This window comes from Chromobacterium rhizoryzae (assembly GCF_020544465.1).
Classification (GTDB): Bacteria; Pseudomonadota; Gammaproteobacteria; order Burkholderiales; family Chromobacteriaceae; genus Chromobacterium.
Genome location: NZ_CP066126.1, coordinates 1,203,062 through 1,219,450, shown reverse-complemented (window position 1 = coordinate 1,219,450; position 16,389 = coordinate 1,203,062). Strand labels below are relative to the sequence as shown.

14 protein-coding genes are annotated in these 16,389 nt (G+C 63.3%); 4 read left to right on the top strand and 10 right to left on the bottom strand.

The annotated features are described in order from the left end of the window. Positions 1–124: 124 nt before the first annotated feature. From JC616_RS05555 to grpE, 4 genes are all read right to left on the bottom strand, one after another. The gene (locus JC616_RS05555) at positions 125–1,636 is read right to left on the bottom strand and encodes an alanine/glycine:cation symporter family protein (protein WP_227107141.1); all 1,512 of its coding nucleotides are present in this window, start codon (positions 1,634–1,636) and stop codon (positions 125–127) included. Between the two features lie 275 nt (positions 1,637–1,911). Then, positions 1,912–3,039, bottom strand: a complete 1,128-nt coding sequence (gene dnaJ / locus JC616_RS05550; protein ID WP_107798309.1) for a molecular chaperone DnaJ — start codon at positions 3,037–3,039, stop codon at positions 1,912–1,914. A gap of 143 nt (positions 3,040–3,182) precedes the next feature. Continuing rightward, entirely contained in the window at positions 3,183–5,114 is a 1,932-nt protein-coding gene (dnaK, locus tag JC616_RS05545; RefSeq protein WP_107798308.1) for a molecular chaperone DnaK, read from the bottom strand. A gap of 116 nt (positions 5,115–5,230) precedes the next feature. Continuing rightward, entirely contained in the window at positions 5,231–5,779 is a 549-nt protein-coding gene (grpE, locus tag JC616_RS05540) for a nucleotide exchange factor GrpE (protein WP_107798307.1), read from the bottom strand. A gap of 461 nt (positions 5,780–6,240) precedes the next feature. Here grpE and aceA point away from each other — a divergent pair, with 461 nt between their 5' ends. Together aceA and JC616_RS05530 are read left to right on the top strand one after the other, a co-directional pair. After that, a complete protein-coding gene (gene aceA / locus JC616_RS05535) occupies positions 6,241–7,539 on the top strand; it encodes an isocitrate lyase (RefSeq protein WP_227107139.1) in 1,299 nt (432 codons plus the stop codon). Positions 7,540–7,782: 243 nt separating this feature from the next. Beyond that, positions 7,783–8,337: a flavodoxin family protein gene (locus JC616_RS05530; RefSeq protein WP_107798306.1), complete on the top strand. Its 555-nt coding sequence runs from the start codon at positions 7,783–7,785 to the stop codon at positions 8,335–8,337. Between the two features lie 64 nt (positions 8,338–8,401). Here JC616_RS05530 and mpl read toward each other — a convergent pair whose 3' ends face one another. After that, positions 8,402–9,781, bottom strand: coding sequence for a UDP-N-acetylmuramate:L-alanyl-gamma-D-glutamyl-meso-diaminopimelate ligase (gene mpl, locus JC616_RS05525; protein WP_227107137.1), 1,380 nt, complete (start codon positions 9,779–9,781; stop codon positions 8,402–8,404). Between the two features lie 225 nt (positions 9,782–10,006). Here mpl and JC616_RS05520 point away from each other — a divergent pair, with 225 nt between their 5' ends. After that, positions 10,007–12,109, top strand: coding sequence for a multicopper oxidase family protein (locus JC616_RS05520; RefSeq protein WP_227107135.1), 2,103 nt, complete (start codon positions 10,007–10,009; stop codon positions 12,107–12,109). Between the two features lie 58 nt (positions 12,110–12,167). Here JC616_RS05520 and JC616_RS05515 read toward each other — a convergent pair whose 3' ends face one another. Then, entirely contained in the window at positions 12,168–13,577 is a 1,410-nt protein-coding gene (locus tag JC616_RS05515) for a sodium:proton antiporter (protein WP_107798304.1), read from the bottom strand. A gap of 72 nt (positions 13,578–13,649) precedes the next feature. On the opposite strand from JC616_RS05515, the gene JC616_RS05510 reads away from it, so the two are divergent. Further along, positions 13,650–13,943 (top strand): hypothetical protein, encoded by a 294-nt coding sequence (locus tag JC616_RS05510; protein ID WP_227107133.1) that lies wholly within the window; start codon positions 13,650–13,652, stop codon positions 13,941–13,943. On the opposite strand, the gene gloA is transcribed toward JC616_RS05510, so the two are convergent. From gloA to gmhB, 4 genes are read right to left on the bottom strand one after another with little or no spacing between them, the layout of a single operon-like run. Then, positions 13,930–14,310: a lactoylglutathione lyase gene (gloA, locus tag JC616_RS05505; protein ID WP_227108547.1), complete on the bottom strand. Its 381-nt coding sequence runs from the start codon at positions 14,308–14,310 to the stop codon at positions 13,930–13,932. The genes JC616_RS05510 and gloA overlap by 14 nt on opposite strands. Before the next feature lie 19 nt (positions 14,311–14,329). Then, complete coding sequence (locus JC616_RS05500; RefSeq protein WP_227107131.1) at positions 14,330–15,040, bottom strand: M48 family metallopeptidase; 711 nt, start codon at positions 15,038–15,040, stop codon at positions 14,330–14,332. Next, positions 15,000–15,776 (bottom strand): lysophospholipid acyltransferase family protein, encoded by a 777-nt coding sequence (locus JC616_RS05495; protein ID WP_107798303.1) that lies wholly within the window; start codon positions 15,774–15,776, stop codon positions 15,000–15,002. Before JC616_RS05495 ends, JC616_RS05500 begins: the two co-directional genes overlap by 41 nt. A gap of 26 nt (positions 15,777–15,802) precedes the next feature. Next, positions 15,803–16,348, bottom strand: coding sequence for a D-glycero-beta-D-manno-heptose 1,7-bisphosphate 7-phosphatase (gmhB, locus tag JC616_RS05490; RefSeq protein ID WP_019103520.1), 546 nt, complete (start codon positions 16,346–16,348; stop codon positions 15,803–15,805). Positions 16,349–16,389 lie beyond the last annotated feature (41 nt).

Sequence of the window (16,389 nt, the reverse complement as noted above, 5' to 3'; positions counted from 1 at the left end):
CATTGTACGCCTGTTGCCGCCGACCCGCAGCGGATGCCGGCCGGCAAAACAGAGTGTTCTGGATTTTGCACGCCGGCTTTGCGGACAGCGCCGGAAACCGGCCGCCGTCCGCGCCCTCCTGAGCTCAGCGCTTGCGCGGCGCCAGCTCGCCTTCCTCCGCGGCCTTGCCGGCCTGCGCCGCCAATTCCGCGGCCAGATTGTCCTCCGCGCGCCGTCCTTCCCAGTAGGCGGCGTTGACGATGCCCAGCGCTTCCGGATGGAACACCGGGTCCAGGCCGCGCGCTTTCTGCACCTCATAGTCCCGCAGGCAGGCCAGCGCCGGTTTTTGCATCAAGACGATGGCGATGATGTTGAGCCAGGCCATCAGGCCGACGCCGATATCGCCCAGACCCCAGGCCAGATCCGCGGTCTTGACCGTGCCGTACACCGTTGCCGCCATCAAGGCGATCTTCAACACAAAGCTCAGCCAGGGCAGCTGAATCTTGCGGTTGATGTAGGCGATATTGGTTTCGGCGATGTAGTAGTAGGCGACGATGGTGGTGAAGGCGAAAAAGAACAGCGCCAGCGCCACGAAGATGGAACCGAAGCCCGGCATGATGCTTTCCATCGCGATCTGCACATAACCCGGCCCCGCCGCCACGCCGGCGATGCCGGTGTACATGGCCTGGCCTTCCGGACCCTGCACATTGTATTGGCCGGTGATCAGCAGCATGAAGGCGGTGGCGGAGCAAACGAACAAGGTGTCGATATAGACCGAAAAGGCCTGCACCAGGCCCTGTTTGGCCGGATGCGACACCGCCGCGGCGCTGGAGGCGTGCGGGCCGGTGCCCTGGCCGGCTTCATTGGAATACACGCCGCGCTTCACCCCCCACTGGATGGCCAGGCCGAGAATGGCGCCGAAACCGGCCTCCATGCCAAACGCGCTTTTCAGCACCAGCGCCATCACGCCAGGCAGCTGCTCGATGTTCAAGGCGATGATCACGCAGGCCACGATGATGTAGCCCAAGGCCATGAAGGGCACCACCGCGCCGGCGAACAGCGCGATGCGCTTGACCCCGCCGAAGATGATAAAGCCCAGAATGATGGCCAGCACCGCCGCGGTGACGGTGGGCGCGATGCCGAAGGCGGTGTTCAGCGAGGCGGCGATGGAATTGGCCTGCACACCCGGCAACAATACGCCGGTGGCGACGATGGTGGTGATGGCGAACAGCCAGGCGTACCACTTCAAGCCCAGACCCTTCTCGATGTAGAAAGCCGGGCCGCCGCGATACTGGCCGTCGATCTTTTCCTTGTAGACCTGGCCCAGCGTCGATTCGACGAAGGCCGAACTGGCGCCGAGGAAGGCCACCATCCACATCCAGAAGATAGCGCCCGGGCCGCCGAAAGTGATCGCGGTGGCGACGCCGGCGATATTGCCGGTGCCGACGCGGCCGGCCAGCGTCATCGCCAGCGCCTGGAACGAGGACACGCCGCTGGCGCTGCTCTCGGTATTGAACATCAGGCGCAGCATTTCCCGGAAGTGGCGCAATTGCAGGAAACGCGTGCGCACGGACAAGTAAAGACCCACGCCCAGACACAGGTAAATCAGCGCCGGGCTCCAGATGACGCCGTTGACGGCGTTGACCAAATCTTCCATGACATTCTCCTTTGAGCGAAGCCAAGCTCACCGCGCTGATGCAGGGTGGCCCGGATAATTTTTATGTTTTCGCTCCGGAGCGGGGTTCCGGAGCCCCACCAAGATAAGGCCGGATACCGGAACCCTCCAGATAATTCATTTTAAAAAATCGCTCATTACAACAAGTTACTCAAAAATAGTTGACCACCAAAAATATTTATGTTCCAACAAAAAAACGGCAAGCGCGCGCTTGCCGTTTTGTCGTCACGCGACCGCGAGGGCCGCTGAGAGACGTCTTAACCGAAGAAATCCTTCAACTTGTCCATGAAGGACTTGGAGCGCGGATTGTGAGTGGCCACGTCGCCCTGGCTGATGGCGTCGAATTCGCGCAGCAGCTCTTTCTGACGTTCGGTCAGCTTGACCGGAGTTTCCACCACCACATGGCAATGCAGATCGCCGTAATCGGTGCCGCGCACCGCTTTCACGCCCTTGCCGCGCAAGCGGTAGACGCGTCCGCTCTGGGTTTCCCCCGCGATCTTGACCTTGGCCATGCCGTCCAGCGTCGGGATTTCCACTTCGCCGCCCAGCGCCGCGGTGGAGAAGGAGATCGGCATCTCGCAATGCAGGTCCATGCCGTCGCGCTGGAACACCGCGTGCGGCTTGATGTGGGTGACCACGTAAAGGTCGCCGGACGGTCCGCCGTTCTGGCCCGGCTCGCCTTCGCCGGACAGACGGATGCGGTCGCCCTCGTCCACGCCGGGCGGAATCTTCACGTTCAGCGTTTTGTTGGTCTTTTTCTGGCCCGCGCCGTGGCAGCTGGTGCAGGGATCGGTAATCTGCTTGCCGGTGCCGTGGCAGGTGGGGCAAGTCTGCTGAATGGAGAAGAAGCCCTGGCTCATCCTCACCTGGCCGTGGCCGCCGCAGGTGGAGCAGGTCTTGGGCTGGGTGCCGGGCTTGGCGCCGCTGCCGTGGCAGACTTCGCATTCTTCGTGCGAAGGGATGCGGATCTGCTTCTCGCAGCCGCGGGCCGCCTCTTCCAGCGAGATTTCCATGTTGTAGCGCAGGTCCGCGCCGCGATAGACGTTGGAACGCCCGCCTCCGCCGCCGCCGGAGCGGCCGCCGCCGAAGATATCACTGAAAATGTCAGCGAAGTCGCCGAAACCGCCAAAGCCCGCGCCGCCGCCGGCGCCAGCCTGCGGATCCACGCCGGCATGGCCGAACTGGTCGTAAGCGCCTCGCTTCTGGCTGTCGGACAGAATCTCGTAGGCTTCCTTGACCTCTTTGAACTTCTCTTCCGCTTCCTTGCTGTCCGGATTACGGTCCGGGTGATACTTCATCGCCAGCTTGCGGTAAGCCTTTTTGATGTCGTCGTCGGAGGCGTCGCGGTTGACGCCCAACACATCGTAGTAATCTTTCTTGGACATGTTCCTGTCTCTCTCAAATTCAGTCGGCTCGGGAAGCAAGCCCCCTAGCGCGGCCGGCCACCATACGCCAATGACCGGTCCGGGCCGCGGAACACTCCGGCGGGCCCGGCCCGGTCATCAGGCGTCAAGACATCGGCTGGCGATTAAGCCTTGTCTTTCTTCACTTCTTCGAACTCGGCGTCGACGACGTTGCCGTCTTCCTGCTTGCCGGCCTGAGCGTCCGCGCCGCCCTGCTGGGCGCCGGCTTCAGCCTGCTGAGCCTGGGCGTACATGATTTCGCCCAGTTTCTGGCTGGCCTTGGCCAGTTCTTCGGTCTTGGCTTCGATCTCGGCCTTGTCTTCGCTCTTGGCCACTTCCTCGGCCGCCTTCACCGCGTCTTCGATCTTGGCCTTCTCGGCGGCGTCGATCTTGTCGCCGTGCTCGGCCAGCGATTTCTTCACGCTGTGGATCAGGCCTTCCGCCTGGTTGCGGGCGGTCACCAGCTCGTGCAGCTTCTTGTCTTCCTCGGCGTTGGCCTCGGCGTCCTTCACCATTTGCTGGATCTCGGCTTCGGACAAGCCCGAGGAAGCCTGGATGGTGATGTTGGCCTGCTTGCCGGAAGCCTTGTCCTTGGCCGACACGTGCAGAATGCCGTTGGCGTCGATGTTGAATTCCACTTCGATCTGCGGAATGCCGCGCGGCGCCGGCGGAATGTCGCCCAGATTGAACTGGCCCAGGCTCTTGTTGGCGGAAGCCTTCTCGCGCTCGCCCTGCAGCACGTGGATGGTCACCGCGGTCTGGTTGTCGTCGGCGGTGGAGAACACCTGCGACGCCTTGGTCGGGATGGTGGTGTTCTTCTGGATCAGCTTGGTCATCACGCCGCCCAGGGTTTCAATGCCCAGCGACAGCGGGGTCACGTCCAAGAGCAGCACGTCCTTGCGGTCGCCGGACAGCACCGAACCCTGGATCGCGGCGCCCACGGCCACGGCTTCGTCCGGGTTCACGTCCTTGCGCGGCTCCTTGCCGAAGAACTCCTTAACTTTTTCCTGCACCTTGGGCATGCGGGTCTGGCCGCCGACCAGAATCACGTCGGAGATTTCGTTGACCGACAGGCCGGCATCCTTCAGCGCCACGCGGCACGGCTCGATGGAGCGCTCGACCAGGTCTTCCACCAGGCTTTCGAACTTGGCGCGGGTGATCTTCATCGCCAAGTGTTTCGGGCCGGTGGCGTCCATAGTGATGTAGGGCAGGTTCACTTCGGTCTGAGTCGCGCTGGACAGCTCGATCTTGGCTTTTTCCGCCGCTTCCTTCAGACGCTGCAGCGCCATCACGTCGTTCTTCAGGTCCACGCCCTGTTCGCGCTTGAACTCGGTCACGATGTAGTCGATCACGCGCTGGTCGAAGTCTTCGCCGCCCAGGAAGGTGTCGCCGTTGGTCGACAGCACTTCGAACTGGTGCTCGCCGTCCACGTCGGCGATTTCAATGATGGACACGTCGAAAGTGCCGCCGCCCAGGTCGTACACCGCGATCTTGCGGTCGCCTTCCTGCTTGGACAGGCCGAAAGCCAGCGCCGCGGCGGTCGGTTCGTTGATGATGCGCTTCACTTCCAGACCGGCGATGCGGCCGGCGTCCTTGGTGGCCTGACGCTGGCTGTCGTTGAAGTAGGCCGGCACGGTGATCACCGCCTCGGTCACTTCCTCGCCCAGATAGTCTTCCGCGGCCTTCTTCATCTTGCGCAGCACTTCGGCGGAGAGTTGCGGCGGAGCCAGTTCCTGGTCGCGCACTTTGACCCAGGCGTCGCCATTCTTGGCTTTCAGGATTTCGAAAGGCATCAGGTCGATGTCTTTCTGCACTTCCTTGTCTTCGAAGCGGCGGCCGATCAGGCGCTTGGCGGCGTAAATGGTGTTGCGCGGGTTGGTCACCGCCTGGCGTTTGGCCGGCGCGCCGACCAGGATTTCGCCATCGTCCATGTAGGCAATGATGGACGGAGTGGTGCGAGCGCCTTCGGCGTTCTCGATCACTTTGGGCGCGCCGCCCTCCACGACAGATACGCAGGAGTTGGTGGTGCCCAAGTCGATGCCAATGATTTTACCCATGTCGAAGTTCCTTTATCTCAATTCGTTTCAGCGGCCATTTGTTCGATAGCGACCGCCTGTTGTCTCAATAGGTATTGGCTATGCCCATTATTTCAAGAGGAGCACGCCGCCCTTTTTTATGCTTTTGCCTTGGCGACCACGACCATGGCCGGACGCAGTACGCGATCGGAGATCTGGTAGCCTTTTTGCATCACGCGCACGATGGTGTTGGGTTCGGCGTCGGCCTCTTCCGCGCTCATCGCCTGGTGCTGATGCGGGTCCAGCTTGTCGCCGGCCTGGGGAGCGATGTCCTTGATCTGCGCCTTGTCGAAGGCGGACACCAATTGCTTCAGCGTCATGTCCACGCCCATCTTCAGGGTGTCGATCTGGCCGCTCTGGTCCAGCAGCGCCATTTCCAGATAGTCCTTCACCGACACCAGCTCGCCGGCGAACTTGGAGATTGCGTATTTGTGCGCGGCGGCCACGTCTTCCTGCCCGCGGCGGCGCTGGTTTTCCAGATCGGCGCGGGCGCGCAGCAGCGCGTCCTTCAGTTCGGCCACTTCCGCGTCCAGCGCGGCGATGCGTTGCTCCGCGCTCAGCTCTTGCTCTACGGCCTGCTCCGCCACCGTCGCGTCGATATTGTCATTGTCCACGGCGTCTGCCGCGATGTTTTGCTTGTCCTGCATGGCGATTCCTCGGATTTGGATTCAGCGGTACGAATAGTCCCGACTCAAGGTAGGGGCTTCGTCGCGGAATTCAAGCCCTGAGAACGACTGAACGGCTTCAGACCGTCATCCTAGGCGTCCCAAACCCCGATGTGCGTTTGCGGACTTTTATTTTCTAAAAGCAAACGCTTGAGCGAGTCGCAATATTCGTTTTAGGAAAGTTGCTGTTAGCTTTTGAAAATCAAACATTTTCTTTGTGCTGCACTGCACACAAGCGTTTTTATTTGTGCTAATAATTGAGCCACACCCGCAAGTGCTCCGCCCGAACTGCCGCTATCCGCAAGGCTGACACGGCGGACATGCCGAGCCGGCCCCATGAGGGCCGACCGCAAGAAAATCCGGAAAACCGGATAGCCAGATCGCTTAATGAGGACGCCGGCGTCTGCCGGCGCGCACAGAAACGTATCGAGAAGGGTTTTAGCATGACGACTCGCGAACAACGCATTGCAGCCATCCAGAAAGACTGGAACGAGAATCCCCGCTGGAAAGGCATCAAGCGCGGCTACAGCACCGCCGATGTGGAGCGCCTGCGCGGCTCGTTGCAGATTGAGTACTCCTTGGCGCGCAACGGCGCGGACAAGCTGTGGGGCCTGCTCCACAGCGAGCCGTACATCAACTGTCTGGGCGCGCTGACCGGCGGTCAGGCCATGCAGCAGGTCAAGGCCGGCGTCAAGGCCATCTATCTGTCCGGCTGGCAAGTGGCCGCAGACAACAATGAATACTCCGCGATGTATCCGGACCAGTCGCTGTATCCGGTTGACTCGGTGCCCAAGGTGGTGGAACGCATCAACAACGCCTTCACCCGCGCCGATGAAATCCAGCATTCCAAGGGCGTGGCCCAGGGCGACGCCGGCTTCATCGACTACTTCGCCCCCATCGTGGCGGACGCCGAAGCCGGTTTCGGCGGCGTGCTGAACGCCTACGAGCTGATGAAGGCGATGATACGCGCCGGCGCCGGCGGCGTGCACTTCGAGGACCAGCTGGCCTCGGTGAAGAAGTGCGGCCACATGGGCGGCAAGGTGCTGGTGCCGACCCAGGAAGCGGTGCAGAAGCTGATCGCCGCGCGCCTGGCCGCCGACGTCTACGGCGTGCCCACCCTGGTGATCGCCCGCACCGACGCCGAAGCCGCCGATCTCTTGACCAGTGATTGCGACGAGCGCGACCGCCCCTTCCTGACCGGCGAGCGCACAGCCGAAGGCTTCTACAAGACCAAGAAGGGTCTGGAGCAGGCGATCAGCCGCGCCATCGCCTACGCCGACTACGCCGATCTGGTCTGGTGCGAGACCGGCACTCCGGATCTGGAGTTCGCGCGCAAGTTCGCCGAAGCGGTGCACGCCAAGCATCCGGGCAAGCTGCTGGCCTACAACTGCTCGCCGTCCTTCAACTGGAAGAAGAATCTGGACGACGCCACCATCGCCAAATTCCAGCGCGAGCTGGGCGCGATGGGCTATAAATACCAGTTCATCACTTTGGCCGGCATCCACAATATGTGGTACAACATGTACGACCTGGCGCAAGATTACGTTGCCCGCGGCATGTCCGCCTATGTCGAGAAAGTGCAGGAGCCGGAGTTCGCCGCTCGCGAACGCGGCTACACCTTCGTGTCCCATCAGCAGGAAGTGGGCACCGGCTACTTCGACGACGTCACCACCGTGATCCAGGGCGGCCAGTCCAGCGTCACCGCGCTGACCGGTTCCACCGAGGAAGAGCAGTTCCACTAAACCGCCGCCGTTCACGCCGGGAAAACGCCCACGACCGTGGGCGTTTTTATGTGTTCTGCGCGGTAAAACACCGCTATTCGGACGCAGGGCCCGCAACGCCGCAAGCCGATGGGATTGTTTAATTCAGCTAAATAATTAATTCATCCGGCGGCGCTTTTTCAATTCTTCATCATCGCCAATACTGGGCAAAGGCCTGCCGCGCGGCAGGCCTTTCTTCATTCACGGCAATATGAAAGGCCCCTCATGGCAAAAGTCGTCGTCGTTTATCACTCCGGTTACGGTCACACCCAGCAAGTGGCCCAGCATGTCGCCGCCGGCGCCAGTGCGCAGTTGCTGGCCATCGACGCCGAGGGCAATCTGCCCGCCGGCGCCTGGGATCTGCTGAACAGCGCCGACGCCATCATCTTCGGCTCGCCCACCTATATGGGCAGCCCGAGCTGGCAGTTCAAGAAATTCGCCGACGCCAGTTCCAAGGTCTGGTTCACCCGCGGCTGGCAGGACAAGGTGTTCGGGGGCTTCACCAATAGCGCCAGCCTGAACGGCGACAAGCAGGTTTCGCTGATCTATCTGCAAACCCTGGCGTCCCAGCACGGCGGTCTGTGGGTCAGCCTGGGCCTGCTGCCCAGCAACGCCAAGAACGCCAGCCGCGAGGACATCAACAATCTGGGCGGCTCGGTGGGCCTGCTGGTGCAATCCCCGTCCGACGCCAGCGTCGACGAAATCCCGCAAGGCGACCTGGACACCGCCAAGGCCTATGGCCAGCGCGTGGCCGGCATTGCCGCCAAGCTGCGCGGCTAAACGCTCGTTCAGACAAGACAAAGGGGGCCAAGCGGCCCCCTTTTTTCTTGCCCGCGCCCCGCGCTCAGCTGCGCGCGGCCAGTTGCTCCAGCAGCTTCTGGTGAATGCCGCCGAAACCGCCGTTGCTCATCACCAGCACATGGTCGCCGGGGCGGGCCGCGGCGGCCACCGCTTGCAGCAGCGCGTCGAAATCGTTGAAGGTCTGCGCGCGCTCGCCCAGCTCGGCCAAGGCCTCGCCGGGATTCCAGCCCAGATTGGCGGCGGAGCAGAACACCAGATCGGCGTCGGCCAGAGAGGCCGGCAGCGCCGCCTTCATCGTGCCCAGCTTCATGGTGTTGGAGCGCGGCTCCAGCACCGCCAAGATGCGCTCGCCGCCCACCTTGTGACGCAAGCCGGCCAGGGTGGTGGCGATGGCGGTGGGATGATGGGCGAAGTCGTCGTACACCGTGACGCCGGCCGCCACGCCGCGCACTTCCATACGCCGCTTGACGTTCTGGAAGCGCGACAGCGCATCGATGGCGCTGTTCACCGCCACGCCGACATGGCGGGCGGCGGCGATCGCCGCCAGCGCGTTCAGACGATTGTGTTCGCCCATCAGATCCCAGCGCACCCGGCCCTGAAGCCGGCCGTCGAGCAGCACGTCGAAGTGGCCGTTGGCCTCCGCCGCGCCCAGCTGCCAGCCGGCGTCCGCGCCGAAGCGCTCCACCGGCGTCCAGCAGCCGCGTTCCAGCACCCGATCCAGGCTGGCCTCGCGGCCGTTGCTGACGATCAGGCCCTGGCCCGGCACCGTGCGCACCAGGTGGTGGAATTGGGTTTCTATCGCCGCCAGGTCGGCGAAGATGTCGGCGTGGTCGAACTCCAGATTGTTCAGCACCGCGGTGCGCGGCCGGTAATGAACGAATTTGGAGCGCTTGTCGAAGAAGGCAGTATCGTATTCGTCGGCCTCGATCACAAAGAAGGGGCTGACGCTGGCCGCGTCCTGGCGCGGCGCGCCGGGTAGGCGCGCCGACACGCCGAAGTTCTGCGGAATGCCGCCGATCAGGAAGCCCGGCGCCAGGCCGGCGTCCTCCAGTATCCAGGCCAGCATCGAGCTGGTGGTGGTCTTGCCGTGAGTGCCGGCCACCGCCAGCACCCACAAATCCTTGAGCACGTTTTCCGCCAGCCACTGCGGGCCGGAAATATACGGCAGCCCGCGGTTGAGGATTTCCTCCATCAGCGGCTTGCCGCGCGTCACCACATTGCCCACCACGAAGATGTCCGCGCCGATGTCGGCCTGCTCCGCGCCGAAGCCCTGAATCAGCTCGATGCCCATGGCTTCCAGCTGGGTGCTCATCGGCGGGTAAACATTGGCGTCGCAGCCGGTGACCTTGTGACCGGCCTGTTTGGCGATAGCGGCGATGCCCCCCATGAAGGTGCCGCAAATGCCCAGGATATGGATGTGCATAGTTCGGTTCAGCGTATTGAAACGGCAAAACGGCAAGCATACCGGAAAGCGGCCGCCGCCGACATCCGGGCTCGCAAGCCGGGGCGCGGCCGGCCGCGCCTGTCCTTCGGATCAGGCCCGTCCGACAAAACATGACATTCAGCTTAAACGGCGTCGATCTGGAACTAGGCTGAATTGGCCGCCCTGCAACTGTTCATGGGCAAACACGCCAATTCGGAGACCAAGATGAATATGCTCAAAGCTCGCTTCGCTCCCTTTCCGCTGGGCCTCGCCGCGCTGCTGCTCGCGGCGCCCGGCCACGGCGAAGACCTCCCGCAGATAGACAACCCGCCGCGGCTGCTGGCTATCCCGACCGCTCAGCCCGCCGGCGCGCTCAATACCGCCGCCCTGCTCCGCGCGCCGCTGGAGCTTGACCAGCCGCAGGCCGCCCCGCGCGAAGTCGCCTACGATCTGGATATCCGCTATCGCTACGGCTGGATTCGCAATCCTTCGCTGGAACGTCCCGGGCAGATCCATTACGACAAGGTCGCGCTGCGCAGCTACCTGCCCGGCGCGCTCAGCCCGGTCGCGACGCCGGCATCCTCTCAGCCCAGCGCCACGCCCTTCATCGCCCCGCTGATCGAGGTCTACCCCGGACAAACCGTGCGCATCGGCCTGAACAACAAGCTGAATCGCGACGCCGACGGCAAACCCATCCGCGACCCCAGCTGTACCGACCAGGGCGGCAGCGGCAACCAGCCCCATTGTTTCAACGGCACCAATCTGCATACCCACGGGCTCTGGATCAATCCGGCGGGCAATAGCGACAATGTGCTGATCTCCATCAATCCCGGCGTCAGCTTCCAGTACGAGTACAACATTCCGCCCGATCACCCGGCCGGCACCTTCTGGTATCACACCCATCGCCACGGCTCCACCGCGCTGCAAGTGTCCAGCGGCATGGCCGGCGCGCTGATCGTACGCGGCACGCGGCAACCCACCCAGCAACAGAACGGCGACATCGACACCCTGCTGCGGCCCTATGCCGGGGTCAACTTCCGCGAACGGGTGCTGGTGTTTCAGCAGATCCAGTACGCCTGCCGCTTCAAGACCGGACAATACAAGGGCATGATCAAGACCTACGGCAACACCGCCACCCCGCCCAATGAGGAGGACCAACGCTATCGCTGCGACGGCGACGACGTGGGCGGCATAGAAGGCTACGACCAGTTCGGCCCCAAGACCTGGCAAGAGTCCGGCCGCTACACCAGCATCAACGGCGTGGTCTTGGGCAAGATGGCCCAGGCGCGGGCCGGCGACGTGGAACGCTGGAGAATGGTGCACGCCGGCGTGCGCGACACCATCAACCTGAAACTGCGCCGCCTCAGCGACAATGCGCCGCCGCTGGCCGGCCTGTTCGCCAGGCAGATGGACGATTACGTCGCCCGCTATTGCAGCAGCGGCACGGAGCTGGACCTGCCCTTGATCGCCGCAGACGGCCTGACCATGGGCAAGGTGCAAACCCGCAAGAGCGTGGTGTTCCAGCCCGGCTATCGCTGGGACGCTCTGGTGTCCTTCCCCAACGCCGGCAAATACTGCCTGATCAACGACGTCAAGGTCAGCAGCACCATAGACCGCTCGGCGCCGTCGGCCCGCTTGCTGGGCGTGGTGGACGTTGCGCCCGGCCAGGCTTCGCGTCCGCTACAGGAGGTGTTGATCGGCGCCGCCCGCGCCCACTTTCCGTCCGCCGTCGCCACCAAGGTCAGCGCGGAACTGCGCAACGGGATGAAGCTGAGCAGCTTTGTGCCACATCCGGACATAAGCCCCCAGGAAGTGACGGGAACCCAGACGCTGACGTTCAACATCGATGTGTCCCAACCTGGCGCCGCCTTCTTCCAGGTGGACGGCAAACCCTATGCCGGCGAACGCATAGACCGCACCCTGAAGCTGGGCGGCGTGGACGAGTGGACGCTGCGCTCCGACTTCGTCAGCCACCCCTACCATATCCACGTCAACCCGTTCCAGATCGTCAAGATAGTAGACCCCAAGGGCAAGGACATTAGCGCGGAAGGCGCGCCGGATTCGATGGACCCGGGCGATACGCAATACAGCGGCCTGAGAAACGTCTGGAAAGACACTCTGTGGGTGAAAAACATCGAAGCCAGCAATGACCCGAAAATTGCCGCGGCCGGCCGCTACACGATCACCATCCGCACCCGCTATCAGCGCTATATCGGCGACTTCGTGCTGCATTGCCATATCCTGGATCACGAGGACCAGGGCATGATGCAGAATATTCGCATCGCGCTGCCGGACGGCAGGGGCGGCACCGCCCTCGGCCATCATTGACCGGCCCGCCATGAAAAAAGCCCGCGACAGCGGGCTTTTTTACCGAAGGACGGCCGACTCAGAAGAAAATCAGCGTCATCAGCACGAACAGCGGCAGCAAGATGACGCAGGACCAACCCAGATAGCCGAAGAAGCTCGGCATCTTCACATGGCGGTGCTCGGCGATGGCCTTGACCATGAAGTTGGGCGCATTGCCGATATAGGTGTTGGCGCCCATAAACACCGCGCCCATGGAGATCGCCAGCAGGGTGTCCGCCATCGGACCCATCAGCACTTGGGCGTCGCCGTGGGCCAGGTTGAAGAACACCAGATAGGTGGGCGCATTGTCCAGGAAGCTGGACAGGATGCCGGTCATCCAGAAATACATCGCGTTGACCGGCTGGCCGTTGGCGTCGGACACCATGTGCACCAGGCCGGCCAGGTGGCCGTCGGCGCCGGCGCGCAGGATGGCGATCACCGGGCCGATGGTGATGAAGATGCCGGCGAACAGCTTGCCCACTTCCAGGATGGGATCCCAGTTGAATTCATTGCCGGCGCGCACCTGCTTGGGCGTGATCCACAGCGAGGCGAAGGCCAGGCCGATCAGCGCCAGATCGCGGACGATGTTCTGCAACTCCACAGGGGTGCCCATGATGTCGAACACCACGCCCGGCTTCCAGACGCCGGACATCAGCACCGCGCCGACGATGCCGGCCAGCAGGAAGAGATTGCGCTTGCCGTGCAGCTTGATCGGCTTGTCCTTGGAACGGTCGATTTCCGGCAGCGCGCCCGCCTGCGCTTCCTTCTTGAAGAAATAGCTGTCCAGCGCGTAGAAAATGGCCAGCAGCGCCAGCGACAACACCAGCACCGGCAGCGCCATATGCTGCACCGTCCAGCCGAAGCTGACGCCTTTGAGGAAGCCCAGGAACAGCGGCGGGTCGCCCAGCGGGGTCAGACCGCCGCCGATATTGGCCACCAGGAAGATGAAGAACACCACCACGTGCACATTGTGCTTGCGCTTCTCGTTGGCGCGCAGCAGGGGGCGGATCAGCAGCATCGCCGCGCCGGTGGTGCCCATGATGGAGGCCAGCGCCGTGCCTATCGCCAGAATGGCGGTGTTGAGTTTGGGCGAACCGTGCAAGGAGCCCCACACCAGGATGCCGCCGGACACGGTGTACAGCGAGAACAGCAGCACGATGAAGGGTATGTATTCGCCGAACAGCGCGTGGACGATCAGCGCCGTCGAAGTGCCCAGGCCGTAAGACACGGCGAAGGGCGCCAGGAACAGCACGGTCCACACCGCGGTGATCTTGCCGAAGTGATGGTGCCAGATGCCCGGCGCGAATATGGGGAACAGCGCGATGGACAGCAGAATGCCGGCGAACGGCAGCCCCCAGGCCAGGCTCAGCGTGGCGCCGTCCAGTTCCGCGGCTTGCGCCAGCGCCGGCAGCAGGGCCAGCGCGGCGGCGCTCAAGAGTGTTTTGGTCATTTATCTTCCCGAGGGCATGACGCCCATTGATAAAAGCGCCATCGCCTGCTTCAAGACGAGCTTGGACAGGCTATGCAAAGTATGGATTCCGGCGATATTGTTGAAGCGCAAGAGCAGCCGGATGCCCTTGCGCTGACGCTTCCCAGTCAGGCCGGCATGCATCCGCGCGGCGCGCTTGATTTAGGCCCAAACGGTTACAAAGCGTTACATCGTCCCATAACTCGGGCAGTCCGGACAAGGAAAACCGGTATCGGAAGCAAGTGTTTTTGCGCGATTGCCACGCTAATTAAGCATTTGATGAAACAAGGCCGGCGGCGCTACGCCGTCGGCCTTGTCTGCGGAGACGAACGCCTCAGCGCTGGATGAATTCGATCTTGTAGCCGTCCGGGTCTTCGACGAAGGCGATCACCGTGGTGCCGTGCTTCATCGGACCGGCTTCGCGCGTCACCTTGCCGCCCTTGGCGCGCACCATGTCACAGGCGGCGTAAGCGTCCGGCACTTCGATGGCGATGTGGCCGTAAGCGTTGCCCAACTCGTAGGAGTCGGTGTCCCAGTTGTGGGTCAGCTCCAACACCGTCTGCTCTTCTTCCGCGCCGTAGCCGACAAAGGCCAGGGTGAAGCGGCCGTCCGGATAATCCTGGCGGCGCAGCAATTTCATATCGAGCACTTCCTGGTAAAACGCCAGCGAGCGCTCCAGATTGCCCACTCGCAGCATGGTGTGCAGTAAACGCATCATCACTCTCCTTAATTCATCAATCAAAATGGAACAGCCCGGCGCCGTGCAGCTTCAACCAGCGCCGCGCCGCCTGCCAGTCCGGATACAGGCGCGCGGTCTCCGCCCAGAACGCCGGTGAATGGTTCATGTGTTCCAGATGGGCCAGCTCATGGGCGATCACGTAATCCAGCACCGCCGGCGGCGCCTGCAGCAAGCGCCAGTTCAGCCGGATCACCCCGGCCGCGGTGCAGCTGCCCCAGCGCGTGCGCGCCGACGACAGCTGCAGGCCGCTGGGCCGGCGCCGGCAGGCGCGCGCCAGTGCCTCCATCCGCGCCGGAAAACGCAAGGCCGCCTCACGTTTGAAGAAACGGCATACCGCCTGCTTCAAAGCGGCCGCGTCGCCCTCGACGATACCGGTAACAATCAAGCCCTCCGCCGACAGCCTGGCCGTGCGCCGCACGCCGGCCGCCAGCACGATGGGCAGAGCCTGACCCTGCCAACTCAGTTGGCTGAGATCCTCGGCTTGCCGCCGCGCCTGCCTTTGCCGCGCCACATGGCCGGCGATCCAGTCGCGGCGCTCCAACAGCACTTCACGCAGACGGGCGGCGCTGACCGCCGGATGCGCGACCAGCTCCACCCTGCCCGCGCTGACCCGTATGCCCACGCTTTTGCGCGGGCGCCGGGTCAGCACCACGTCCACCTCGCCGTCAGGCAGCGGCAGACGCAGCCAGACGTTTGCGCTTTTCATCCGCGTCCGCGAACGGGCCGACGCCGCCGATCTCGCGCTGGCGCGCCTCGATCCACTGCTCGGCTTCCTTCATCATCGCCTCGGGCCCCAGCTCTTCGCTCGGCACAATGGGCTTGCCCACCACCACGGTGATCTCGCCGGGGTATTTCAGGAAGGCGTTGCGCGGCCAGAATTCGCCGGCGTTGTGCGCCACCGGCACCAGCGGCATGTCGAACTGCTTGGCCATGCGCGCCGCGCCCAGCTTGTATTTGCCCGCCACGCCCGGCTTGGTGCGGGTGCCTTCCGGGAACACCGTGATCCAGAAGCGGTGGCGTTTGCGCTCCAGCCCCTGCTCCAGCAGGCGCTGGTTGGCGTTGGCGCGGTCGGAGCGGTTGATGATGATGGGGTTCATCAGCACCAGGCCCCAGCCGAACACCGGAATCCAGGTCAGCTCGCGCTTGGCCACGTACACCTGCCACGGAAAGATCTTCTGCAAGGCCAGCGTTTCCCAGCCGGACTGGTGCTTGGAACAGATCACCGACGGCTGCTCAGGCAGGTTTTCCGCGCCCAGCACCTTGTATTTCAGGCCGATCACGTGCTCCAGCATCCACAGCAGGCTCAAGGCCCAGCTGACGCCGAACACATGGCGCGCGCGGCGCGGCAGCGGCGCGGACAGCAGCAGCAGGAAGAAGAAGAGCGGCGTGACGATCATCAGCACCAGCCAGTACAGCAGGTTACGAAGCCATAAACTCAGCATGCTTGGAACACTATCCTTTTCTGAAATCAACGTTCGCGGGAATCGATCAGATATTCCGCGGCGTCGTACAAATCGTCGAACACCAGGGTGCCGGCCGGCAGTTCGCCGTCGGCCAGCGTCTTGGCGCCCTTGCCGGTCTTGACCAGGATGGGCAGGCCGCCCACCGCCGCCACCGACTCCAGATCGCGCCGGCTGTCGCCGATCAGCGGCAAACCGTCCAGCTTCACATTGAAGCGCTCCGCGATCTCCAGCACCATGCCCGGCAGCGGCTTGCGACAGTCGCAGCCGGCGCTGGGGCCGTGCGGACAGAACAGCACCGCGTCGATGCGGCCGCCGGCCTGGCCCACCAGCCTATGCATCTTCTCGTGCATGGCGTTGAGCGCCTGCATGTCGAACAGGCCGCGGCCGATGCCGGATTGATTGGTGGCCACCACCACGCGCCAACCGGACTGGGTCAGATTGGCGATCGCCTCCAGGCTGTGCTCGATCGGCACCCATTCCGCCGGCGATTTGACGAAATCGTCGCGGTCTTCGTTGATCACGCCGTCGCGGTCGAGTATCACTAGTTTCACGGTTTTCCCCGTCCAGAGCGCCGGGGCGGCCGCGGCCGCCC